This is a genomic window from Halomonas icarae, assembly GCF_009901955.1.
In the GTDB taxonomy this organism is placed as follows: domain Bacteria; phylum Pseudomonadota; class Gammaproteobacteria; order Pseudomonadales; family Halomonadaceae; genus Halomonas; species Halomonas icarae.
This window is the reverse complement of record NZ_WUTS01000001.1, coordinates 2389668-2412876: the sequence shown is the minus strand read 5'-3', so window position 1 is coordinate 2412876 and position 23209 is coordinate 2389668. Positions and strand designations below refer to the sequence as shown.

Genomic DNA, 23209 nt, shown 5'->3' with positions numbered 1-23209 from the left:
GACGGCGCCCTGGCCGGCGCCACCGCCCATGTGGTTGCGGCCGCCAAGGCCATCGGGGGCGATATCGACGTGCTGGTCGCCGGCGAAGGCGTCGCTGCCATCGCCGAGGCCGCCGCCAAGCTGGACGGCGTCAGCAAGGTTCGTGTGGCCGACAACGCCGCCTACGCCCACCAGCTGGCCGAGCCGATGTCGGCGCTGATCAATGAGCTCGCCGGCGACTACAGCCACGTGCTGGCCGCCGCCTCCACCACCGGCAAGAACGTGCTGCCGCGGGTCGCCGCACTCAAGGACGTGGCGCAGATCTCCGAGATCATCGCGGTGGAGTCGCCCGATACCTTCAAGCGTCCCATCTACGCCGGTAACGCCATCGCCACCGTGCAGAGCGAGGATGCCCTGAAGGTGATCACCGTGCGTACCACCGGCTTCGACGCCTGCCCTGATAGAGGGAGCGAGGGCGGCAGCGCCGCCGTGGAAGCGGTCGACTTCGTCGCCGACAACAGCCAGTCCACCTTTATCAAGGAGGAGCTGGCCCAGTCCGACCGTCCGGAGCTGGGGGCCGCCAAGGTGGTCATCTCCGGTGGCCGCGGCATGGGCAACGGCGAGAATTTCAAGCTGCTCGAGGGGATCGCCGACAAGCTGGGCGCCGCCGTGGGCGCCTCGCGGGCGGCGGTGGATGCCGGCTTCGTGCCCAACGACATGCAGGTGGGGCAGACCGGCAAGATCGTCGCGCCGGAGCTCTATATCGCCGTGGGCATCTCGGGCGCCATCCAGCACCTGGCCGGCATGAAGGACTCCAAGGTGATCGTGGCGATCAACAAGGACGAGGAGGCGCCGATCTTCCAGGTGGCCGACTATGGCCTGGTAGCAGACTTGTTTGAGGCTCTTCCCGAGCTGGAAATCAAGCTGTAACAACTAGGCTTGTCTCAGAAGTGGTCTCACCGATTTTCGGCGGCAGTGGCATTTCGTTTCCGTCGATTTTTTCTTCTTCAAGGGGCGGAAACATGGTGTCAAACAACGAACGCGATTCCATGGAGTTCGATGTTGTTATCGTGGGCGCCGGCCCCTCGGGTCTGGCCGCCGCGTGCCGGTTGATGCAGCAGGCCAACGAGGCGGAGCAGGAGTTGACGGTGTGCGTGGTGGAGAAGGGCTCCGAGGTCGGCGCCCACATCCTCTCCGGCGCCATCTTCGAGCCCCGCGCACTGCAGGAGCTGTTCCCCGACTGGGAGGAGCGTGGCGCACCGCTGACCACCCCGGCCAGCCGCGACGAGGTCTACCTGCTCAAGGACGCGGAGAAGAGCCAGAAGCTACCCAATGCCCTGGTGCCCAAGTCCATGCATAACACCGGTGGCCGGCACTCCGGTGGTGATCTAACGAGTGGCGACTCCCGCCGCTATGTGATCAGCGCCGGCAACCTGTGCCGCTGGCTGGCCGAGCAGGCCGAGACGCTAGGCGTTGAGATCTTTCCGGGGTTTGCCGCCCAGGAAACCATCATCGAGGAGGGCGTGGTCAAGGGCATCCTGATCGGCGACATGGGAGTGGCCGCCGATGGCACCCCCAAGGATGGCCATATGCCGGGCATGGAGCTTCGCGCCAAGTACACGCTGTTTGCCGAAGGCGCCCGTGGTCACCTGGGCAAGCGCCTGATCCAGGAGTATGACCTCGACGCCGGCAAGGACCCTCAGCACTACGGCATCGGCCTCAAGGAGCTGTGGGACGTTCCCGCCGAGCAGCACGAGCCCGGCCTGGTTCTGCACGGCTCCGGTTGGCCTCTGGACAAGCACACCCACGGTGGCTGGTTCCTCTATCACGGCGACAACCAGCAGGTGGTCGTGGGGCTGATCATGGATCTCTCCTACCAGAACCCCTGGCTCTCCCCCTTCGACGAATTCCAGCGCATGAAGCACCACCCGGTGCTGGCCAGGCATCTCGAGGGCGGCAAGCGTGTCGCCTACGGGGCCCGCGCCATCGCCAAGGGCGGACTGAACTGCCTGCCGAAGATGACCTTCCCCGGCGGCCTGCTGATCGGCTGCGATGCCGGCACCCTGAACTTCGCCAAGATCAAGGGGCTGCACACCGCCATGAAGTCGGGTTTGGTGGCCGCCGAGGCGGTGTTCGAGGCGCTAAACGATCATGAAGCCAAGGGCAACGAGGGTGGCCAGGAGCTCGGCGCCTTTACCGAGAAGTGGGAAGCGAGCTGGGCATACGCCGAGCTCAAGGAGAGCGCCAGCTTCGGCCCGGCGATCCACAAGTACGGTACCGTCGGCGGCGGCGCCTACAACTTCGTCAACCAGCTGCTGGGCGGCAAGCTGCCCAATGTGCACGACACCACCCCGGACCATGCAACACTCAAGCCGGCCGGTGAATTCGAAAAGATCGATTACCCGAAGCCCGACGGCAAGCTCTCCTTCGACAAGCCCTCCTCGGTCTTCCTCTCCAATACCAATCATGAGGAGGATCAGCCCTGTCACCTGAAGCTGAGTGACCCGGAGCTGCCGATCCGCGAGAACCTGCCGGAGTATGCCGAGCCGGCTCAGCGCTACTGCCCGGCCGGGGTCTACGAAGTGGTCGAGGGCGAAGACGGCAAGCCGATGTTCCAGATCAACTTCCAGAACTGCGTGCACTGCAAGACCTGTGACATCAAGGACCCGGCCCAGAACATCACCTGGGTAGCACCCGAAGGTGGTGGCGGACCGAACTATCCCAATCTATAAAGATCAGTGCCCATATTGCATATATTGATAATTGTTCGGGCCCGTATGACTAACCACCCGTTTGGTTAATAACTAAGGACGTTTTGAGCTGCCATTACTTCATCGCTGCGATCGGCGACTGATGGGACAGCGCCTTCTGCGGCTTTTTGTGAATGTAAAGTCAAGCGTAGCGCTTGAACGTCTGTTCCAGGTCCTCACCTGAGATATAGCGCCGGGTAGAAAGCATGTCGGTGATCCGGCCGTTGAAGCGCTCCACCATGCCATTCATCTGCGGCCACCCCGGATTAATTAGCCGGTGCTCGATACCATGTGTCATGCACTCGAGATCGAAGAGATGGCAACCGCTAGGCTTGCGCTCGCCTGCTCGCGTAAAGCGATCGGTGAATGACTTAAGTTGTCGGTAAGCACCGTTTGGATCGTGAAGGGGCCTTCTCCTCCACACGCTTCATGAATGCTAGCGTACCTTTCGCGGACTGGCAGCGCCTGACCCCCAAGTAAACCCATTGCGTGGTACAGTCGATAGCAACGGTCAGGTAGCGATTCTGCTGCTCGTCTAGCATCTATGGAAGGGCTTAATATCGATGTGCACTTAGCCAGGCTCATAGTCCTTGAACGGCTTATGTAGGTGCTTCTCGTCGCCACCGGCGTCTTGCCGCGGCACTTCCGTCAGCGCCGACACTTCACGCCGTTTGAGCAGGCGATGCAGGGCGGCGCAGGACGAGGGTTAGAAACTCACGTGCAACGACGAGGAGGTCATCCTGCTCGGACGTGAGCGTCGCCAGGAAGTTGCGACGCGTGCGGGGTCGGCCATAGAAATTGTCACGATAACGCCAGCGCCGGATGGCCACGGTGGCGACGTCATACTGACCGGCCAGCGCGCTATCCCTGATGTTAGATGTATGGTCTAGGAAAGTAGTGGCCTAGGGTGTGCAGAAACAGGGGGTGATTACATAGTTGCAGGTTTTGATGATGACTCAGCTGCTTTAGGAGATTTGGCAGCGTATAGCTATGGGGTCACTCATGCAACTTAAGCATAAGTGACCTTGTTAGATACGATCTTAGCAAAAGCTAATGTAGATAATTGATGAGTCCCACAAGTACTCCATAGAGTAATAAAATTTATTTAACTAGGCCCTCAATTTCTTTTAACAGACCTGCATCAATTTTCACTCCATTAGATGTGTTTTTCTTGCGCTCTTCATACCTTCGCTGCGAAGGTAGACGTGCGCCCTGATAAATAATCGTACTAAATAGCTGCTCTGCACCAGCCATACCATTTTTGGCGGTTGTTCCTCTGGTCACAGATGGGTCTATAGCAATGATCACTTCTCCATGATAGGGAATACACCCTCTTCCTTGGTCATGGGCTGAAGATTCTAAGCTCGTCATATCCCCAATAAGCGGACCCGCTAAAAGCTCAATCATAATCGATAGAGCCGATCCTTTATGGCCGCCAAAAGGGAGCATAGCACCAAAATTAAGAACTTCTCCTGGGTCTTGTGTTGGATTGCCAAGCCGATCTACACCCCAGCCTTCGGGTATGGGTTTTTTTTCTCTATGATGAAGCTCAATATCCCCTCTAGAGGCTTCACTAGTTGCAAAGTCAAAGACAAAAGGTGTGCCTGAGTCTCTAGGCCACCCGAAAGCAAAGGGGTTCGTACCAAGCAATGGATTTAAACCGCCATATGGGGCTACATAAGAATGTGTCGGGTTGCAAGCTAAAGATACAATACCCTGCCGCGCTAATTTCTCAACTTCCACCCAAAGTGCTGTAACATGCACACAGTGATTGATTGCTAGTATTGCGACCCCAGATTCTTCACACTTTCTTTTTAATAATTCAACTCCAGAGTTGAATGCCAGAGGAGATAAGCCACCCTTAGCATTTACTTTAACCAATCCTGGAGCCACATCTTCAATCTGAGGCTGTGCATCAGCGACAACACCTCCTTTACGAAGGCTGTCAATTATATATAGGAGTCTATAAATTCCATGAGAACGACACCCATCAATTTCAGCAGCCACTAAAAATTCTGTTAACGCTTTTGCCTGTTTTTCACTAAATCGATGGTGACTTAGAGTTCGGTAGCAAAGGTTTTCAATTTCACCTTTTTCAAGAAAAGTGAAGTCATCAGGCTTACTGCTACATCTATCAGTATTTTTCATATAGTTACCTTGTAAAGTCTGAAGTAATTGTAATCTTTATGCTCTTGTGATTTATTCTCTCGCGTTTCACTTCCATGAAGGCCCGCTCATGGCGTCAGGAAGCCAAAGCGATAGCGAAGGGAAATAGAGTACAAGCGCCAAAATGACGAGCTGCACCAGTATGAAAGGTACAACACCTTTATACATATGGTTAAGAGTGATTTCGGGCGGTGTAATGGCTCTGAGATAAAAAATAGATGGGGCAAGAGGTGGTGTTAAATAGCTGGTCTGTAGAACAATAAGGAATGCAACACTAAACCATATCTCATCGAAACCAAGTGTCCTAACGATAGGCATTGCCACAGGGATGACTATAAGAACAACTGAAATTAGATCGAGTACGAATCCAGCGATGAAAGCAATGATCAAAATGGAGCCTATAATGGCAAAAGGACTCAAGCCATTGTCTACTAATAAAGCTTGTACTGTTGCCATGCCCCCTGACGCAAAGAAAACACCAGCAAACATACTTCCGCCCATTACGATCATTAAAATCATGGCAGATATGCTCATTGTCTGCACAGCAGCATTCCACAAAATATTGATGCTTAGATTTCTATAGGCCATTGCGAGTACAACTGCACCTAGTGCTCCGCAAGCAGCCGCCTCTGTTGGAGTCGCAATCCCCATTAAAATGGTTCCTAAAACCACAAAAATCAAGCCTAGAGTAGGGATTAGCGCAACGAGTGTGATACGAAGCTTATCCCCAAAATCAAAACTTTCTCTGCTTTCTTTTAATCTTGGTGCTACTTCAGGCTTGATATAGGAAACACCAATAATGTAAAGTAAGAATAAAAAAGCCATTAAAAGACCGGGAATCAAAAGCCCACTAAATAGCGATCCTACTGAAACGCCGGCGACTGGCCCTAAGACAATTATAGTTATTGAAGGAGGGATTGCGGTTCCTAACGAACCGCTTGCACATATTGTCCCTGACAATAGACTTTTGCTGTAATGGTGTTTTAGCATTGCAGGAACAGCAAGCATTCCTATTACTGCCTCTGTAGCACCGACAACACCACTAGATGCAGCAAACAAAGCCCCCATGAGAACCGCGCCTACTCCAAGGCCGCCTGGTAAACGTTCAGTCCAAAGGTGCACAGCATCAAATAAGCGGTCAGCAATACCAGATTTTTCAAGCATCGCCCCCATGAAAATGAATAGGGGTACTGCTGCTAATACTGAATTAGACGCAGTGTCTTCAATTTTAGTAAGCAACTGGTAGGCTGCAGCATCACCAAATTGAATCACCCCAAAAAAAACGGCGACTATTATCATGGAAAAAGCAATAGGGAAGCCTGAAAAAATGAACCCCATTAGCAAAGGAAACATCATTAGAGAAAGGTAATCACTCATAAATACTTCCCCTTTTATTTCTATATGAAATAAGAGTAGAAAAAGCTTTAATAAGCTCAGCTAAAACCTGAAGAAATAGAAGAGAGAACCCTATTAGCCAAGTGGAATATGCAGGCCATATAATAGGATTCCACGCTGAACGCCCAGAGCGCTCACCAGACTCAAAAGCAGAAAATGCATAATTCGACAATTCAAAAACCAACCAAATTAGTATGGGGATGAATAACAGGTACCCTATAATTTTTATTATCGTGTTCGTCTTTTCACTCATGATGTTTGTCATGACATCTACGTTAACATGCTGGCCAATACGTAAAGTATTTGCCATGCCCAACATGAATATTGCGCCCATTACCATATAGCTAACTTCAAAAGCCCAAAGCGTGGGGCGACCTAAAATATATCGGCTAAAGACCTCATAGACTAAAGCGCCTATGAGCGGGAAGCTCAAGGCTGCACCTACATAGCCTGAAAAACGAGTAACTTTTTCTATTAAATTAACTATTTTCATTACGACCATCCTAAGGCCAGCCTGTAACAAAAATAGAAGAGAGGCGATCACCCCTCTTCTATTTTTAACTATGTTAGCGGGCCATTACGCCAATTGGGAGGCGGTAATCAGACCAGACTTTCATGTTGTTTTTAAAATCTCTTTGAGACTCTAGTACTTTAGCGAACCATTCGTTATCTTTAGCATGGTCATCTTCCCATTTTCTTGTTTCTTGATAAATGGTGTCTATGAAAGACTGGTCAAGATGAATAATTTCATTAGGCCCTTCTTTTAGCTCTTGGAAAGCGCCCAAGTCTTCATACGAACTGCTTAAGTAACTATCAAAAAGGTTGAGCTTTGCAGCCATTCTGATTAAGTTTTTGTCGCTATCAGAAAGCTCCGACCAAACATCCATATTGACTTGGCACTCATTTGCTCCACCAGACTGATGTACCCCAGGAACAACGATATACTGTGCAACCTCATTAAAACCGGTTAGCATATTTTGTTCTGGTGTTCCCCATTCGGTAGCATCAATAACGCCTCGTTCTAGGCTGCTATATATATCACCACCTGCCATAACAACAGTTGAAGCACCAAGGTTGGATGCAATCTCAGACCAAGCGCCTGAAGTTCTTAGGCGAAGACCTTGGAAGTCATCTAGGGTTTCAACCTTTTTGTTGGAATGCAAAAAAACTTCGGTCCCAGAAACTGAGCATGGGAATGCTACAACATTGAAATTTTCTCTACGGTACTCTTCATATAGCTCAATTCCGCCCCCTTTGTACATCCATAAGATATATTCTTCAGGTGTAAGTCCACTAGAGTGTCCGGCCAGAATAGATGTCGTTGGGTCAGAGCCATAATCGTAATTTATATAGTTATGGGCTAGCTCGGCAACACCTGAGTTAACAGTGTTAGTTACTTTTAAAGAACTTCCTAAAGATCCCCCGGGGAAAACCTCAATTGAAATCCTTCCCCCACTAAGTTTAGAGACCCAGTCAGCAAATCCTTTTGCATCTCTTTCAAACAGCGGCCCTCCGCTCCAAGGCGTGGCCATTCTCCAATCGTAAGTTTCTGAATTGCTATCGGCGTTTGCTACTGAGTTTACAGCAAAACTAATCATTGATATTGCGAATAAAGATTTTGTTATATTCATTTAATGATTCCTTTAAGTTTGAGTTCTTATCTTTCAGCCTCAAGGGAAAGCTAATGTCATCATGAATAGACGTCAACAAACTTTACATGTCTTTTGACAAGTAGAGGTTGTCTATCCATAGCCGCCCCAGTAGCTCTGCTTGTTGAGTTCCTGAGTTCATAGAATAACCGCAGCATTTTGGGCCGTACGGTAGAGGCAGGAGGGTCAAGGCCGGTACCCTCCCTGCTTTACTGATCAAAGTGAAGCAGAGCATCGGATACCGACAGCTGACCCAGACCCAACGATACCGGACCTATGCCCGCTATGACTTGGGCATCAGCAGCGTCGGATTGGCAGAGAGCAGGGGCTCCACAGCAGCTCGATCAGTCGTGAGCTGCCTTTGGTGGCTACGATCCCGAGCAGGCCCAGGCTCTCTGTGATGACCGCCGCCGCACCGCCTGGAAGTGGACGAAGCGCTTGCCCAGTGTGATCGCCGCCGTCGTCGACCGGCTGGGCGAAGAGTGGAGCCTAGAGCAGATCAGCGATTTCCTGGCGTCCTTGATCGGCGTCAGCGTCAGTCATCAGTGGACCTACGCTTTGATCTGGGATGACAAGGCCCGAGGTGGCGATCTCTAGCAGCACCTCCTCCAGCCGAAGCGGTGCAGCAAGCACCGTGCCCAGGCCAAGAGCGCAGGGCTCAGCAAGACTCCCAATCTCGTGGGCATCGAACAACGCTCTGCTGACGTCGATGATCGGTAAACGGTCCACCAACCCCACCTCGTGCGGCGTGATTTAGACCGGTAGAGTTTCTTTCCAGCGCCAGGGGAGTTCTTGCTCATGATCAGGGTCTCCTGGTCGGTCTGATCAGAGCTTAGCGCCTGGTCCGAATTTCGGGGACCACTTCAGATGGCTCGCGCCAATGATGACTGGCAGCGTCTGCTGAACGCCGCTGATGCCGAGTCACTGGTAACACGACGCGGCTGTCTATACACCTTTCAGACGGAAGCCGCATGGGTCCAGGCCTCGCATAAACATGACACCCTGGCCTGGAGTGGGATCCACTATCGAGTGCTAAACGCACAGCAAACTACCGACCTTGAGCCAGCCCTAGCCGGCAAGGTAAAAGGCAGTATTTGGTATCCCGATGCCGGTCATGTGGCGGACCCGTTAATACTGTGCGAGCGCTTGCGTCAAACGTTCGAAGCGCTGGGCGGCACGCTTCACGCCTCGAGCGAGGTCCAGCGCTTATCGCCACAGGAGACAGGCGTGGTCGTCAACACCAGTACGGGGCAGAAGATATGCGATCACGCCATCATCACCGCCGGAATTGATACGCCACAGCTGGCCAACACGCTGGGAGATCGCATGCCGTTGGAAGCCGAACGCGGCTACCATCTGGAGTACCCAATGGAATCGCCTCTGCTCCAGCGGCCCTGCTGCATCGCCGAGTACGGCTTCTATATGACGCCCATGGCCGGACGCCTGCGCGTGGCCGGGACGGTGGAGCTGGGTCGCGCCAGCGACCCGGCCAATCCCGCCCGCTACCGCTACCTGGAGCGCGCCATGGAAAGGCTATTTCCAGAGCTGGGAGCTCCCAGCGCCCACTGGATGGGGTGTCGCCCCTCTCTGCCGGACACCCTACCTATCATTGGCCCTTCCGCTCATACCCGCAGGGTGCACTATGGCATTGGCCATGGGCACCTAGGCCTAACCCTGGCGGCCACCACTGGCGCCCTGATCGAAGCTGACATTCATAACCAAGCCCCGCCCTGGCTAGGAGCTCTATCTATCGATCGTTTTCGCTGACCGGGACTGGCGTGTCAGGCGATGTTCGATACCATGCCAATGGCAGACCACGTCGAACCGCGATGGCTTGTAGGTTCCTGTTCCGCGTCGTTTAATGAACTACGAGCTATAGTAGCTGCGGAACAATCTGATTAACGGCAGCTTTTGCAGCGTATTGTAGTGTTCCTGGCACGTTGATGAAAAACTGGAGCCAGGAATACTCCTGGGGCGATTGTTCGAACCATGGACCATTACACCCTGGGACTAAACACCTGGCAAAACGCCAAGCGCCCAGACGACAGCAGGCCGCCGATCCTGGGATCGGCGGCCTGCTGGGTCTTGCCGCGGGGGCTCGTTATCAGAAGCGGCTATGGCGCCCTGGCAACGAGCCCCGCGTCGAGCTTACTTGCCGCTCTTGGCAGACGCTTCCTTGCCAGACTTGCTGGTGGCGGAAGCAGTGGCCTTCTCCGCGCTCTCCTGGGCCTGCTGAACGCTCTCCTGGGCCTGCTTGACGTTGCCCTCGGTCAGCTTCTGACTCTCCTGCACGAACTGCTGCTGCAGGGCCACGACCTTCTCGGCGTCGCCCTTCAGGCGCTCGCTCAGCTGCTTGGCAACGTCCTGCTGGCCCTCAACGTAGCTCTTCAGGCCTTCGGCGTCCTTGACCTCGGTCAGGCGACGAAGCTGCGCCAGGTTGAGGTCGGTGTAGGCCTTGGTGGCCTCGAGCTGGGCGTTGACCAGCTTCTCGGTGTAGTCCACGGAGAGCGCGGCAAAGGCGCGGGCCGGGGCGAAGAACAGGGAGTCGATCTGGGCGTTATCGAACGGCTTGGTGTCGAAAGAAAATGTGTTGGTCATCTGGGAACCTCCTGGTTCAGTGGCTGTGAACGGAGCCTCTCGCGTGAAGGTCCCGCTCTGTTGCACTGCAACAATAGCAGGCTTTTTTGTGCGGCGCAACATACCGCTGCCTGAGCTATCGCCAACTCCAGAACAACCAGTGATCCGGCGCCACCATCTGCATGCATTCGATTCGGCCCTGGGCCCAGAAGCGCGGGTAGTAGTAGGCACGCCCCTGCTCCCGAAAGCAGGTTAGCGTCGATTCCTGTGAAAGCCAGTAGAGCTCGAGCCCCGCATAGAGCAGATAGGCATACATCAACATTAGTCCTGCCCACACCAGCGTGGCTCGCAGCGATGGCGGGCTGCTCGAAGAATGCAGCATCGAGCCTGGGGATACCTGTGGCAACGATACGCCCCCTGGTCGATAGCCAAATACCAGGCCAATGGCCAGCACCAGCACTAGTGAGCTAAGCGGAATGATATGGGAGCCGGAAAACTGGGCATTGACCATCACCCCAACGAAAGCAATCACCAGGCAGGCAAAGATCCTCTTGTCCTCTTCTTTCATGGCGCGGTCACGTCGCAAGATCACCCAGGTGCCGTAGAGGGCCAGCCCTAACAGCAGCAGCATCAGTGGGAGCCCCCACTCCGCCGCGGTATTGAAGAAAAGATTATGGGCGTGCCCCTCGAGCATCTTCCCGCTGTAGGCAAAGCCCATGGGACCGATACCCAGGGGGAAGTGGTCGAGGGCATAGCCAAGCGCCTCGGGCCACAGGATAAATCGCCGAGAACTCGAGGTGATATCGCGCAGGAAAACGGCCTCAGTGCCGCCGCTGCCGCCGCTGCCGCCGCCAAGGGGGTTGAGAAACCACCACCCGGCGAGACCCAGTACGCCCGAGAGCGCCAGCAGTAGCACCGGCCAGCGTGCGGCGCGACCTAATACCAACAAAGCAAAGGCCGCTCCCACGAGGAGGCCCAGCAATGCCGCACGGCTTTCTGAAACCCACAGCAGCCACCACCAGGCACTTAGCGGCAGGAGGCACAGAAGGCCAGCTACCATGGAGGGCCGGCGACGCCCCAGCGCATAGAGCATCGCCAGCGGCATAAGCCCCACAGCAACATCGGCGAAAAAGCGCACATTGGCGAACCCAGGACCGAAATCGTGTCGGTCAGCAAACCTCCATACCAGCTGGATGTGATCCGCAGCTAGCAATGCATAAACTAGCATGAAAAGAGTTATCAAGCTTCCCAGGATGACCCAACCAAGTCGCGATAGATAGCGTGTACTAAGCGCTATAAGCACCGTTGCCACCCCCAACATTAATAGATAGGCCAGCTCCAGCAACGCCACGCCAGGTAGCGGCGCTACCAGCACTGACAACGATGCCAGCAAGATGCTGCAGGTACATAGCCACCGCCCAACATGACTGACTGGTAGCAAAGATACAAATAGAGACTGTCGCATCGTCCAGCCGGCCACCCCGATCACGAGCAGCAGAGCCAACATCTGAACACTACGCTGGGCGGCAAACGAACCTGCACCACTTGCTTGCCATGACATCAATAAACCCAGAGCGATAGCGAGCACAGGCCACACACGAGCGATCACGCGATGATGATCAAGTTTAATAAGGAAAGAAGGCATCACGACTCAACACTACCGATTCAGGGCAAGGAAAAAACTTAGCCCATCACCGAGAAAAACGACTGCAAATTGAATGGTAAAAACGCCAGCGGCCGGCATATCTGCCGACCGCTGACTGTTTCAATCTTAGAAGAAAGTGTGGGATCTAACCATAACCAACCCACACTAACCACTCATTTAACTATTAAAGCCTATGCTAACTTCTTCGACACCTGAAGTACCATCGTCTTTTGTGATAGCATATGAAACATTCTCAGAATCACTACCTGAAAATTTGAGATCACAAGAGGCCGTCGCTCCACCAGAAAACACATCACTGAGCTTGGGATCAGAACCTCCTGCAGCACGCGCCGCAGCTACAGCGGTAGCGTAAGATCTGGCCTCTGCCAAACATGCAGCATTTTCTGATTTCTGGACATAATCCTGATACTGCGGAATCGCAATCGCCGCCAAGATCCCAATAATCGCCACCACAATCAGCAGCTCGATCAGGGTAAAGCCCCCCTGAGCCTTGTTGAGCTGTGTTTTCTTCATCATCATTTGCTTCATTCCTTACCCCTTGCTTGCTGTTCCGCCGTGGCGCTTGTGGCGTGAGCCTTGCGGTGCTGCCCGTGCGGTGTCGGTTTCGATGGTTGGGAAGGGTCTGGGCCCCACCATATCCACCAAGATCAAAAGTCTCATCCTTGGTTGATGGTTACATTAATTTACGCTTCGCAACCTTGCAAGGATTATTGTAGGTCAAAACTGCATAAGTACCACAATCTTGATGCATATCAGATTGCATAACTCACGCCGTGCTGGCAAGCCCCCTCTCGCGGCCCGAGCGGCCGCGGCCGCGGCCGCGGACGCGGACGATGGGTGGGCGCAGAGGATGCGAACGGCTAGAATGGGGTGAATTGCCTCATCTCCATGTGACGAGAGCGCTAGGTCACACCCCACGATCGCCACACCCCACAACCCGCGAGACGCCATGAACGATTACCGCTCACCGCCGACCTCCTCCCAGCCGCCCGTCAGCGACGATGCGGCCGCCGGGCTGCGTGGCCTGGCGCGGCGCATGGTGGCCGACGAGCGGCTCAGCGCGGCGGCGGCGGTGCGCGCCGAGAGGGAGGCGCGGGAGGGGGACGTCTCGCTTTTGCACCATGTGATCGACTCCGGGCTGGTGCCGGCCCGCGACGCCACGCTGACCGCGGCGCGCGAGTATGGCCTGCCGATCATCGATCTGGATGCCATCCGCCTAGAGACGCTGCCCAAGGCGGAGCGCTTCCCCGAGAAGATCCTGCGCAAGCTCAAGGTGCTGCCGCTGATTCAGCATGGCCATCGGCTGACGGTGGCGGTGCCCTCCCCCTCCACCCTGACCCAGCTCGACGAGCTGCAGTTCGCCACCGGCCTCTCGCCGGAGGGCGTGCTGGCACCCGAGGACCAGCTGGTGCCGGTGCTGGAGAGCTACCTGGCCAGCAGCGAGACCAGCATGCTCGACTCGCTGAAGGGCGTTGACGACGCCATCGGCGAGCTGGACTACGCCGAGGAGGATGGCGGCCGCGAGGTGGACATCAACACCGATGCCCAGTCGGCCCGCGAAGATGCCCCGATCATCAAGTTCGTCAACAAGATCCTGCTCGATGCCATCAGCCGCGGCGCCTCGGATATCCACTTCGAACCCTACGAGACCAACTATCGGGTACGCTTCCGCATCGATGGCATGCTCCACGATATCGCCCATCCACCCTTCGCCATGCGCACCCGCATCGCCGCGCGGCTCAAGGTGATGGCACGCCTGGATATCTCCGAGCGACGCCTGCCCCAGGATGGCGCCATCAAGCTCAAGCTCTCCCAGACGCGCTCCATCGACTTTCGCGTCAACTCGCTGCCCACGGTCTATGGCGAGAAGCTGGTACTGCGGATCCTCGATCCCAGCTCGGCCCAGATCGGCATCGAGCAGCTCGGCTTCACCCCCGCGCAGAAGGCGATGTACGAGACAGCGCTCAGCCAGCCCCAGGGCATGATCCTGGTTACCGGCCCCACCGGCAGCGGCAAGACGGTAACGCTCTATACCGGCATCAATATCCTCAACGAGGTGGAGCGCAATATCTGCACCGCCGAGGACCCGGTGGAGATCAAGGTACCCGGCGTCAATCAGGTCAACGTGCTGCCCAAGATCGGCCTGGACTTCGCCAGCGCCCTGCGCGCCTTCCTGCGCCAGGACCCGGATGTGGTGATGGTCGGCGAGATCCGTGACCTGGAGACCGCCGAGATCGCCGTCAAGGCCTCCCAGACCGGCCACCTGGTGCTCTCCACCGTGCACACCAACTCCGCCTCGGAAACGCTGTCGCGCCTTGCCAACATGGGCCTGGCCGCGTTCAATATCGCCAGCTCCGTGAGCCTGATCATCGCCCAGCGCCTGGCGCGGCGGCTGTGTGATCACTGCAAGCAGGCGGCCGACATCCCCCGTGAGGTGCTCGAGGAGCAGGGCTTCAGCGCCGAGGAGATCGCCACCGCGACCATCTTCGAGCCGGTCGGCTGCAAGCACTGCACCAAGGGCTTCAAGGGGCGCGTGGGCATCTACGAGGTGGTGCCGATCAGCAACGCCATGAGCCACCTGATCATGAAGAACGGCGACTCCATGGACTTCGACCACCAGGCACGCCAGGAGGGCCACCCCGATCTGCGCCGCAGCGCCCTGCTCAAGGCGATGCAGGGGGTGACCAGCCTGGCGGAAGTGTTCAGGGTGACGAAGGATTGAAGGAACGAGGGGCGAGGAACGAGGGGCGAGGGGCGAGGAACGAGGGGTGAGGAACGAGGGGTGAGGAACGAGGGGCGAGGAACGAGGGGCGAGGACAACAGGGTGGGAGGCCGGGTCCCCCGGGCGAATGGAGGCCGAAGGCCTCCCGGAAATGTCGCCAACGAGGGGTAACCAGTAACAACAACGCGTAGACGCAGGAACAGGGATCTCGAATGGCGACGGCAAAGAACACCAGGGCAGGCCAGAAGGCCAAGGCGAGCCAAAAGACCAAGCTCTACCGCTGGAACTGGACCGGCAAGGGGCCTAACGGACGCAAGATGAAGGGCGAGGTGGTCGCCACCAAGCGCCAGGAGGTCGAGAAGGTCCTCGCTGGCCAGAACATCATCGTCGGCAGCGTGCGTCGCAAGAGTGGCATCGGCGGCGGCATGGGCAAGATCAAGCCACATGACATCATGCTGTTCGCCCGCCAGATGTCGACCATGATTCGCGCCGGTGTACCCATCCTGCAGGCCTTTCAGGTGGTGGCGGAGAGCATGAAGAAGCCCGCCATGAGCGCCCTGGTGCAGGAGCTGATGAACGATGTCAGCGCCGGTGCCAGCTTCTCCGAGGCCATGCGCCGCTACCCCCAGCACTTCGACAGGCTGTTCTGCAACCTGGTGGCGGCCGGCGAGCAGTCCGGCTCGCTGGATCGCATGCTCGACCGCGTGGCCACCTACAAGGAGAAGGTCGAGGCCCTTAAGAGCCGGGTGAAGAAGGCGCTGTGGTACCCCGCCGCGGTGATCAGCGTGGGCCTGGGCGTCACCGCCCTGCTGCTGGTCAAGGTGGTGCCGCAGTTCGAGAGCCTGTTCCAGGGCTTCGGTGCCGAGCTGCCGGCGATGACCCGCATGACCATGCAGCTCTCCGAATTCGCCCAGCAGTACTGGTGGTGGGGCGTGCTCGGCATCGTCGCGCTGGTATTCTTTATTCGTAACGGCATGAAGCGTTCGGAAGCCTTCGCCTACCGGGTGCATGCCTGGTCGCTGAAGGTCCCAGTGATCGGCCAGATCCTCGATAAATCCGCCGTGGCGCGCTACTCGCGCACCCTGGCCACCTCCTTCGGGGCCGGCGTACCGCTGGTGGAGGCGCTGAATACCGCCGGCGGCGCCACCGGCAACAAGGTCTACGAACGCGCCGTGGAGGAGGTTCGCGAGGATGTCGCGACCGGCCAGCAGCTCAATTTCGCCATGCGCATGACCGAGAAGTTCCCGCCGCTGGCGGTGCAGATGGTCGGCATCGGCGAGGAGGCCGGTTCGCTGGACGCCATGCTCAACCGCGTGGCGGACTACTACGAGGAGGAGGTCGACAATATGGTCGATACGCTCACCTCGCTGCTCGAACCCTTTATCATCGTGGTGCTCGGCGTGCTGGTCGGCGGCCTGGTCGTCTCCATGTACCTGCCGATCTTCCAGCTGGGCTCGGTGATCTAGCCGCGGCTGCAACGGTTGGTAACACTGGTGGGAGGCAAAGCTGGGAACACTGGTGGGCAGACAAAGCTGGGAACACTGGTGGGAGGCCGGGTCCCCCGGGCGAAGGAGCCGAAGGCTCCCAATGGAAGCTACCGGCCTTCCTAACGCCACTGCGGCGCCTGACGGCGCCATTCGCCCGGCACAGCCGGCCTCCCACCATGCATCACCTGCCACCCACCATGCATCACCTGCCACCCACCATGCACCGCCTGCCTCCCACCAGTCTCCGCCTGCTAAACAGATTCACGCTGAAGTGTAATTAACCAAGGATTTATCAGTGCTGCACCTTCCCCCTACCCTGCTCATCCCCCTGGCGGCCTTTATCGGCCTCTGCCTGGGCAGCTTTCTCAACGTGGTGATCGCCCGCCTGCCGGTGATGCTGATGCTTGGCTGGCGAGCCGAGGCCCGCGAGGCGCTGGAGCTCCCCGAAGAGCAACAGGAGACCTTCAACCTGCTGACGCCGCGCTCGATGTGCCCGAGCTGCGAGACGCCCGTCGCCTGGCACGACAATATCCCGGTGCTCGGCTGGCTGAAGCGTCGCGGCCGCTGCGCCCACTGTGCCACCCGCATCAGCCCCCAGTACCCGCTGGTGGAACTGGCCGGCGGCGCGCTCGCCGTGGCCGTGGTCCTGCTGTTTGGCGCCACCTGGCAGGGGCTGTTCGTGCTCGGTGCCTGTCTTGCACTGCTCGCCATGGCGGCGATCGATCTGCGCACTCAGCTGCTTCCCGATGCACTCACCCTGCCGCTGCTGTGGGCGGGCCTGCTCTATCAGCTGCTGTTCCAGCCGCTGCTGCTGCCCAGTGCAGTGATCGGCGCCATGGCGGGCTACCTGGTGCTGTGGAGCTTCTACTGGGCCTTCAAGCTGATCACCGGCAAGGAGGGCATGGGCTATGGCGACTTCAAGCTGCTCGCCGCCCTGGGCGCCTGGATGGGCTGGCAGTACCTGCCGCTGCTACTGATTCTCTCCGCCGGGGTCGGCGCGGTGCTCGGCATCCTGATCCAGCTCGCCATTCCCAGGCTGCGCGGCGCCCCCATGCCATTCGGCCCCTACCTGGCACTGGCCGGCTGGATCGCCCTGCTCGGTGGCGAACCGCTGATGGCGATATATAGCCAGTTCTTCTTGCTATGACCTTGTCGTGAGGTTGACTAGGGGTCAGACCCCGGGGTTTGGGGTCTGACCCCAATCTATGGTAGACAGACCCCATCGAACGCCTCACCACCTCTCATGCCGCTACCGAACAGATTGAGCCGTCTCCGACATCCCCGTGGCTCGGAAACAACCCCACAGCACCGCCAGCAGAAACGCGAACATCATGGTGCCGCTGTTGTGGGCCAGAAAGGCCTGGGATAGGCCGAAATCGATATACGCCACCGGCAGCAACACCCCGGCGATCGCCAGGCTGCGCCGCTCGAGGTTCTGGCTCGCCATCTGCCGGGCAAAGAAGCGCATCGGCATCAAATAGAGGGCCAACAAGGCCAGCAGGCCGAACACGCCCCGCTTGACCAGCTCGTTAAGAAACTCGTTGTGGGGATGGCCGTACTTCTTCGCCACCCTGGGATGCACGATATCCTGCTCGCCCAGGGCCTGCATGGCGCGACGATAGCCGTTCTCACCCCAGCCGGTCAGCGGCTTCTCCATGATCAGCCGCGTGGCGCCCTTCCACATCTCGAAGCGGGCGCCGAGCGAACTGGTACGGCTCTCACCCTCCACATAACGCTCGATATCATCGAACGCCTTGAGAACCCGCGGCTGCACACCGGTCTGCGGCAGGGCATACACCAGCGCGCCACCGCCGATAACCACAGCCAGCGCGGTGATCTTGAGCCCAAGAGAGAGCTGGCGCCCATACCCCCGGTAGAGCACCAGCAGGATAAAGGGGATGCCGACCCAGCCGCCACGGCTACCCGAGAACAGCGAACCCAGCACACCACACAGGGCCCCCACCGCCATCAAGCCAAGCCAAAAGTGACGGTGACGCTGCACATACGCCCAGCCAAGCCCTGCCACGCAGAGGATGCCCAGCAGCATGCTCAGGTTGCCGAATTGGATCACATAAGTATAGCCCGTCGCTCGATCCACGCCCGCCACCAGCTTCTGCCAGCCGGCCCAGCCGCCGGCACCGATCGCACCGATGGCGAGACCACTCCAGAACCAGCTCAGCCGGGGCGGATAGGCCATGACCAACAGCATGGCCGGAATCGCCAGCACGAAGCGAATGGGCTTGTCGACGCCCGACCAGCCCTGCCCATCCCACCAGGCCGCGGCGATCCGTATCAGCGCATAGAGGATCAAGGCCGCCATGATGGCGATGTCACGGCGATCCAGACCCAGCGCCGGCCGCTTGATCAACAGCACCACGCTGCCCAGCAGCAGCATCACCGCACCCAATGAATAACCACTGGGCACCACCAGGGCAATCGCCCCCAACAGGAAGACGGCAAGGCCGGTGTAGAGTTGAAGGTAAGATGGCTGACGATGCCATGCGGGCGCAGCGGCTGTAGCGGAAACGGTAGGCGTGGTCATGGAGAAGCCAGATTCGAACGGTCGGAAATTCGGTAGGCCAGAAACAGAAATGGCCGGCGCAAGGCCGGCCATTCTATCACACGCCACAGTTCAATCCGCGCTATTCGGCGAAGCCTTGCGGGTTGGCCGACTGCCAGCGCCAGGTGTCGGCCATCATCTCGTCCAGGCCCTTCTCGGCAGACCAGCCCAGCTCCTGCGCGGCCTTTGATGCATCGGCCCAACACTCAGTCAAGTCGCCCCCCCGGCGCTCACCAAAAGAATAGGGGACCTCCACCCCGGTGACCCGAGAAAAACTCTTGACCATATCGAGCACGGAGACTGCCTTTCCGGTACCCATGTTATAGGTGCGAACTCCGCGCCACTCCAACGCCTTCAGCGCCTTGAGGTGACCTACCGCCAGATCCACCACATGCAGATAGTCACGCTCACAGGTGCCATCTACCGTCGGATAGTCGTTACCGAAAATCGTCAACTCATCTAGCCGGCCCACTGCTACCTGAGCGATGTATGGCATCAGGTTATTGGGAATGCCCTGTGGATCCTCACCGATCAGACCCGAGGGGTGTGCGCCGATGGGGTTGAAGTAACGCAGCACTGCTACCGACCAGCGCTCATCGGCCACCACCAGATCCTCGAGCACCTTCTCCACCATCGCCTTGGAGGTGCCGTAGGGGTTGGAGGTGGTGCCGCGCGACGTGGTTTCCACATAGGGCACCGGCGCCTCGCTGCCATAGACCGTCGCCGAGGAGCTGAACACCATGCGCCTGACACCCGCCGCCTCCATGGCCTGGCAAAGCACCAGGGTGCCGTGCACATTGTTCTCGTAGTACGCCAGCGGCTTGCCGACGCTCTCCCCCACCGCCTTCAAGCCGGCAAAGTGGATCACCGCATCGATGGCATGCTCGCTGAAGACCGCATCCAGGCCCTCGCGGTCACGGATATCACACTCAACGAAGTGAACCGGCTTGCCGGTAATTCGCTCCACGCGACGAAGTGCTTCCCGAGAGCCATTACAGAGGTTGTCGATAACGACGACCTCATGACCCGCCTCAAGCAGTTCGACGACGGTGTGGGAGCCGATATAGCCGGCGCCGCCGGTGACCAATATCTGCATTGTCTCTCTCATTAACCGTTATAGCGCCAAGCGGAATCATACCGCTCGATAACGCCGGAAGCTTCCATGGAGTCGAGATAGCGCCGGGCTCGTTCGACATCGCCATCAAGGACAAAGCGATAAGCCACCTTGGCGAGATAGGTCACCGCCCTGGCAGTACGCGAATAGCGAATATTCGGAGGATCAACACTGCAATCGAACTCCAATACCGGGGTGCGCCAGTCACCATAGTTCTCCGTCAGGTAGCGGTCGGCATCGGCGGCTCCATAGACAGTTTCTTCACCCAGCCGATATTCGGCCAGCTCGAAGGGGGAATTGTCCCAGCGATGAATCGCCGATCCATGCCAGAGCACACCACTCTCCTCTACATGCACGAAGAGATCCGCTACCAAACCTGTCCGGTGCACCAACTTAACCAGTATGGGCTTATCCATCTGATGGTAGCGGACCGAGCCATCCTCTTTCGGTTCACGGAAAGTACAGTAGCTTACCGACTTGATAAACCAGCTCCCTGCCGAGGAGGCTACCGCCTCTTCCAGAAGGCTAAGCTCGAAGTCCTGAAAGTCGACGCCTACATCAATATCATAATCATGCCCGAGAAAGTCTTGCTCACGTACCGCACCCAGCAGGGTGCCGCTCACCACATACCAAGACCAGCCCAGCCCCTGCATCAGCTGCCGAAAATCGCCGATGGTTTGGTAGGCATCATTCTTATCGAAGGAGTCGCTTCCCTTCTTGAAGCGTTTCGAGGCCTGAGGCTTAGCGGGCGGATCCGCGAGACGCCGTCCCAGGGCCTGCAAGGCGTCGTCCAGCGAGTGCCGAAACGCCTCATCCTCCCGCATAAGGGGGTGATCTGGGGTCAGTAACAACTCACCTTGCTTTTCGCATTGGCGTTCCAGAATGCCGCCATACAGGTCGGCCTGCCAGATACGTCTATCGAAGCTATCCATGTGTGGGCGACGCTCCAGCCAATCGATAAGGGAGCGACAAGCCGGAACCGACATCTTCTCGGAGATATCGAAAAAGTAGTCGGAGCGAATGGAGATGGGAAACCAACCGGCATGAACAAACCAGATCACGCGACGAATGACGATCTTGATGCCATTCGGCTTCATCGCCAACCGGCAGCTGTCGCTGGCCACACGAATCGGAGCGCCGAGGAGCAATAATCCACACCATGACAACACCCCGTAAAGGCACCTCACTGGCCATGGTCGCGGCTTGTTGATGAAGCGAAGCAGTCCATAGGACTTCTCGACCTCAATGTTCATACCCTCTCCCTGGTAATGGTCTAATAAGCGTGCTTATGGATGAAGCCCTTGAAAAAGGTCAGAAAAATGATCTTCAGGTCAAGCCATAGTGACCAGTTCTCGACGTACCAGAGGTCAAATTCTATACGCTTCTGCAGGTCCGTGTCGCCACGCCAGCCATTGATCTGCGCCCAACCCGTGATACCAGCCTTGACCATATGCTTTTGCATGTAACCGGGGATCTCGTGCTTGAGCTGGTCGACGAAGACCGTTCGCTCGGGCCTGGGGCCAACGATGGACATGTCGCCCTTGAGAACATTCAGGAATTGAGGCAGTTCATCGAGGCTGGTACGGCGGAGGAAGGAGCCAAAGCGTGTCACCGGCATGCTGGCAGCACCTCCCCAACGTATGCCATTCTTCTCGGCATCGACCGGCATGGAGCGAAACTTGAGCATCATGAACGGTTTACCATTCATCCCCACCCGTTCCTGGCGATAAAAGACAGGGCCAGGAGAGGTAAGCTTGACCCCGAGGGCAATCGCAACCAGAAGCGGACTGATCAATATAAGGATAATGGCCGACAGCAGGCGATCCTCCAAACGCTTGACCAGGCGGGCACCGAATGACATCGGCGAGCAGCTCAGGTCAAGCATGATGAGTCCAGCCACATCCGACATGGCGTGATTGATCAGGCGAAAATCTCGCATATCAGGCATATAGCGAACATTTGCCGTCGACAGGTTCAGGGAGCGCTGGATATCTCTGACCACATCCCCCTGAGATATCGGCAGGCAGATCCAGACTTCCTCCTCATCCTGATCGATGCTGGCCCCATTTTTAAACAAGTCGTGCTTGATACCTTCAAGGTCATCGTTCCAGTCATGATCTGTCAGAATGACCCGCCCGACATCAAACCCTGCGGTAGGCAACTTCAAGATATGCCGTCTCGCCCTTGCGCATGAAACCGGGTCTCCAATCAGCATCACGCTCTTGCGATTGCCCCCTTTGGCGCGCACCCGATTGAGAATAGGGTAGGCAATGGCGCGGATGCTGATAGACCCGCTAACGCTTATCACCATCCAGAAGCCGACCCACAAGCGGGAGAAGTTTGCCCCCGTCTTGGTAATGAACATGACAAGCGCGAGTAGGCCACCAATAACGGCGTAGGCGCCAAGCAGCTTGAGAACGAGCCGGATGCGTAGCTGCCCCCGCCACGAGCGGTAGATATTAAAGCTCGGAAGCACCATCAAACCGAAGAGCCCTCCCAGGGTCACCCCCCAGAGGTAACGCTCGGTCATCACCCAGGTATCGAACCTTAACCAGTAGGCTAGCCAGCCGGAAAGGAACAGCAATACAAGATCAACAAGCCTTATGGCATCAGTGGTGTATGCATGATAACCACTGATAAACCTATGCTTACGTTTCATATATTGACCTTGTTTCTCAGGGATTACTCAAGATCACGACGCAGAAGCTCCAGCACTTCGAACGCTTTGCTGAGATCTTCATGGGGGATAGAAAGGAACCGCTTCAACGAGCTTTTTAAATCACTGGTTGATATATTTTTGGTACGCTCAAGATATTGAACTTCGCACAGATCAGACAGAAAATCAAACTTCCCCTTCCAGTCCGCACCTATAGCAAAGATATCGACATCGTGTTTTTTTATGTCTGATAACTTTTGCTCCCAGCTTTCTTCAGGAATAACTAGATCCACATATTTTATAGATTCAACAATCTGTGCACGCTGCTCATAAGGAATCAGCGTCTTTTTTCCTTTCCCCAAGTTGAACTCATCCGTCGAAACACCAACCACAACACGATCGCCCATTTCGCTTAGGCGACGCAGGAGGTTGAGATGCCCTATATGGAACATATCAAATGTTCCGTAAGTTATTACAGTTACTGACAT

18 protein-coding genes and 2 pseudogenes are annotated in these 23209 nt (G+C 56.9%); 7 read left to right on the top strand and 13 right to left on the bottom strand.

The genetic code is table 11. The features are described from left to right. Both GRB80_RS10880 and GRB80_RS10875 read left to right on the top strand, forming a co-directional pair. A partial coding sequence (locus tag GRB80_RS10880) for an electron transfer flavoprotein subunit alpha/FixB family protein (protein WP_161423596.1) occupies positions 1 to 909 on the top strand: 909 nt, incomplete at its 5' end. A 95-nt stretch (positions 910 to 1004) separates the two neighbouring features. Beyond that, entirely contained in the window at positions 1005 to 2711 is a 1707-nt protein-coding gene (locus tag GRB80_RS10875; RefSeq protein WP_161424323.1) for an electron transfer flavoprotein-ubiquinone oxidoreductase, read from the top strand. A 72-nt stretch (positions 2712 to 2783) separates the two neighbouring features. Here GRB80_RS10875 and GRB80_RS10870 read toward each other — a convergent pair. From GRB80_RS10870 to GRB80_RS10850, 5 genes and pseudogenes are all read right to left on the bottom strand, one after another. Further along, positions 2784 to 3607: pseudogene (locus tag GRB80_RS10870) on the bottom strand (integrase core domain-containing protein); the annotation flags it as partial. Between the two features lie 223 nt (positions 3608 to 3830). Continuing rightward, positions 3831 to 4877, bottom strand: coding sequence for an Ldh family oxidoreductase (locus tag GRB80_RS10865; protein WP_161423595.1), 1047 nt, complete (start codon positions 4875 to 4877; stop codon positions 3831 to 3833). Between the two features lie 66 nt (positions 4878 to 4943). Next, the gene (locus tag GRB80_RS10860; protein WP_161423594.1) at positions 4944 to 6272 is read right to left on the bottom strand and encodes a TRAP transporter large permease; all 1329 of its coding nucleotides are present in this window, start codon (positions 6270 to 6272) and stop codon (positions 4944 to 4946) included. Then, entirely contained in the window at positions 6265 to 6783 is a 519-nt protein-coding gene (locus GRB80_RS10855) for a TRAP transporter small permease subunit (protein ID WP_161423593.1), read from the bottom strand. The genes GRB80_RS10860 and GRB80_RS10855 overlap by 8 nt, the downstream gene beginning before the upstream one ends. 73 nt (positions 6784 to 6856) lie before the next feature. Then, the gene (locus tag GRB80_RS10850) at positions 6857 to 7921 is read right to left on the bottom strand and encodes a type 2 periplasmic-binding domain-containing protein (protein ID WP_161423592.1); all 1065 of its coding nucleotides are present in this window, start codon (positions 7919 to 7921) and stop codon (positions 6857 to 6859) included. Between the two features lie 251 nt (positions 7922 to 8172). On the opposite strand from GRB80_RS10850, the pseudogene GRB80_RS16670 reads away from it, so the two are divergent. After that, positions 8173 to 8656 (top strand): annotated as a pseudogene (locus tag GRB80_RS16670) (transposase); the annotation flags it as partial. A 150-nt stretch (positions 8657 to 8806) separates the two neighbouring features. Continuing rightward, the gene (locus tag GRB80_RS10840; RefSeq protein ID WP_161423590.1) at positions 8807 to 9706 is read left to right on the top strand and encodes an NAD(P)/FAD-dependent oxidoreductase; all 900 of its coding nucleotides are present in this window, start codon (positions 8807 to 8809) and stop codon (positions 9704 to 9706) included. Between the two features lie 381 nt (positions 9707 to 10087). Here GRB80_RS10840 and GRB80_RS10835 read toward each other — a convergent pair whose 3' ends face one another. From GRB80_RS10835 to GRB80_RS16610, 3 genes are all read right to left on the bottom strand, one after another. Then, a complete protein-coding gene (locus GRB80_RS10835; RefSeq protein ID WP_161423589.1) occupies positions 10088 to 10537 on the bottom strand; it encodes a phasin family protein in 450 nt (149 codons plus the stop codon). 115 nt (positions 10538 to 10652) lie between these two features. Then, complete coding sequence (locus GRB80_RS10830; RefSeq protein ID WP_161423588.1) at positions 10653 to 12161, bottom strand: O-antigen ligase family protein; 1509 nt, start codon at positions 12159 to 12161, stop codon at positions 10653 to 10655. A 177-nt stretch (positions 12162 to 12338) separates the two neighbouring features. Further along, positions 12339 to 12701 carry a prepilin-type N-terminal cleavage/methylation domain-containing protein gene (locus GRB80_RS16610; protein WP_374708662.1) on the bottom strand — a complete coding sequence of 121 codons (363 nt, stop codon included), beginning with the start codon at positions 12699 to 12701 and terminating at the stop codon, positions 12339 to 12341. A 430-nt stretch (positions 12702 to 13131) separates the two neighbouring features. Between GRB80_RS16610 and pilB the strand changes: the two genes are divergently transcribed. The 3 genes from pilB to GRB80_RS10810 all read left to right on the top strand — a co-directional run bounded on the left by pilB (position 13132) and on the right by GRB80_RS10810 (position 17538). Next, on the top strand, positions 13132 to 14904 hold the full coding sequence (gene pilB / locus GRB80_RS10820; protein WP_161423587.1) for a type IV-A pilus assembly ATPase PilB: 1773 nt from the start codon (positions 13132 to 13134) through the stop codon (positions 14902 to 14904). 212 nt (positions 14905 to 15116) lie between these two features. Next, positions 15117 to 16370 carry a type II secretion system F family protein gene (locus GRB80_RS10815; RefSeq protein WP_161423586.1) on the top strand — a complete coding sequence of 418 codons (1254 nt, stop codon included), beginning with the start codon at positions 15117 to 15119 and terminating at the stop codon, positions 16368 to 16370. Positions 16371 to 16689: 319 nt separating this feature from the next. After that, positions 16690 to 17538 (top strand): prepilin peptidase, encoded by an 849-nt coding sequence (locus tag GRB80_RS10810; RefSeq protein ID WP_161424321.1) that lies wholly within the window; start codon positions 16690 to 16692, stop codon positions 17536 to 17538. A 102-nt stretch (positions 17539 to 17640) separates the two neighbouring features. On the opposite strand, the gene GRB80_RS10805 is transcribed toward GRB80_RS10810, so the two are convergent. From GRB80_RS10805 to tagD, 5 genes are all read right to left on the bottom strand, one after another. Continuing rightward, positions 17641 to 18933 carry an O-antigen ligase family protein gene (locus GRB80_RS10805; RefSeq protein ID WP_161423585.1) on the bottom strand — a complete coding sequence of 431 codons (1293 nt, stop codon included), beginning with the start codon at positions 18931 to 18933 and terminating at the stop codon, positions 17641 to 17643. A gap of 100 nt (positions 18934 to 19033) precedes the next feature. Beyond that, a complete protein-coding gene (galE, locus tag GRB80_RS10800; RefSeq protein ID WP_161423584.1) occupies positions 19034 to 20047 on the bottom strand; it encodes a UDP-glucose 4-epimerase GalE in 1014 nt (337 codons plus the stop codon). 11 nt (positions 20048 to 20058) lie between these two features. Further along, positions 20059 to 21318 carry a LicD family protein gene (locus GRB80_RS10795; protein WP_161423583.1) on the bottom strand — a complete coding sequence of 420 codons (1260 nt, stop codon included), beginning with the start codon at positions 21316 to 21318 and terminating at the stop codon, positions 20059 to 20061. Positions 21319 to 21338: 20 nt separating this feature from the next. Next, positions 21339 to 22724 carry an undecaprenyl-phosphate glucose phosphotransferase gene (locus tag GRB80_RS10790; RefSeq protein ID WP_161423582.1) on the bottom strand — a complete coding sequence of 462 codons (1386 nt, stop codon included), beginning with the start codon at positions 22722 to 22724 and terminating at the stop codon, positions 21339 to 21341. 23 nt (positions 22725 to 22747) lie between these two features. Continuing rightward, positions 22748 to 23209 carry a glycerol-3-phosphate cytidylyltransferase gene (gene tagD / locus GRB80_RS10785; RefSeq protein WP_161423581.1) on the bottom strand — a complete coding sequence of 154 codons (462 nt, stop codon included), beginning with the start codon at positions 23207 to 23209 and terminating at the stop codon, positions 22748 to 22750.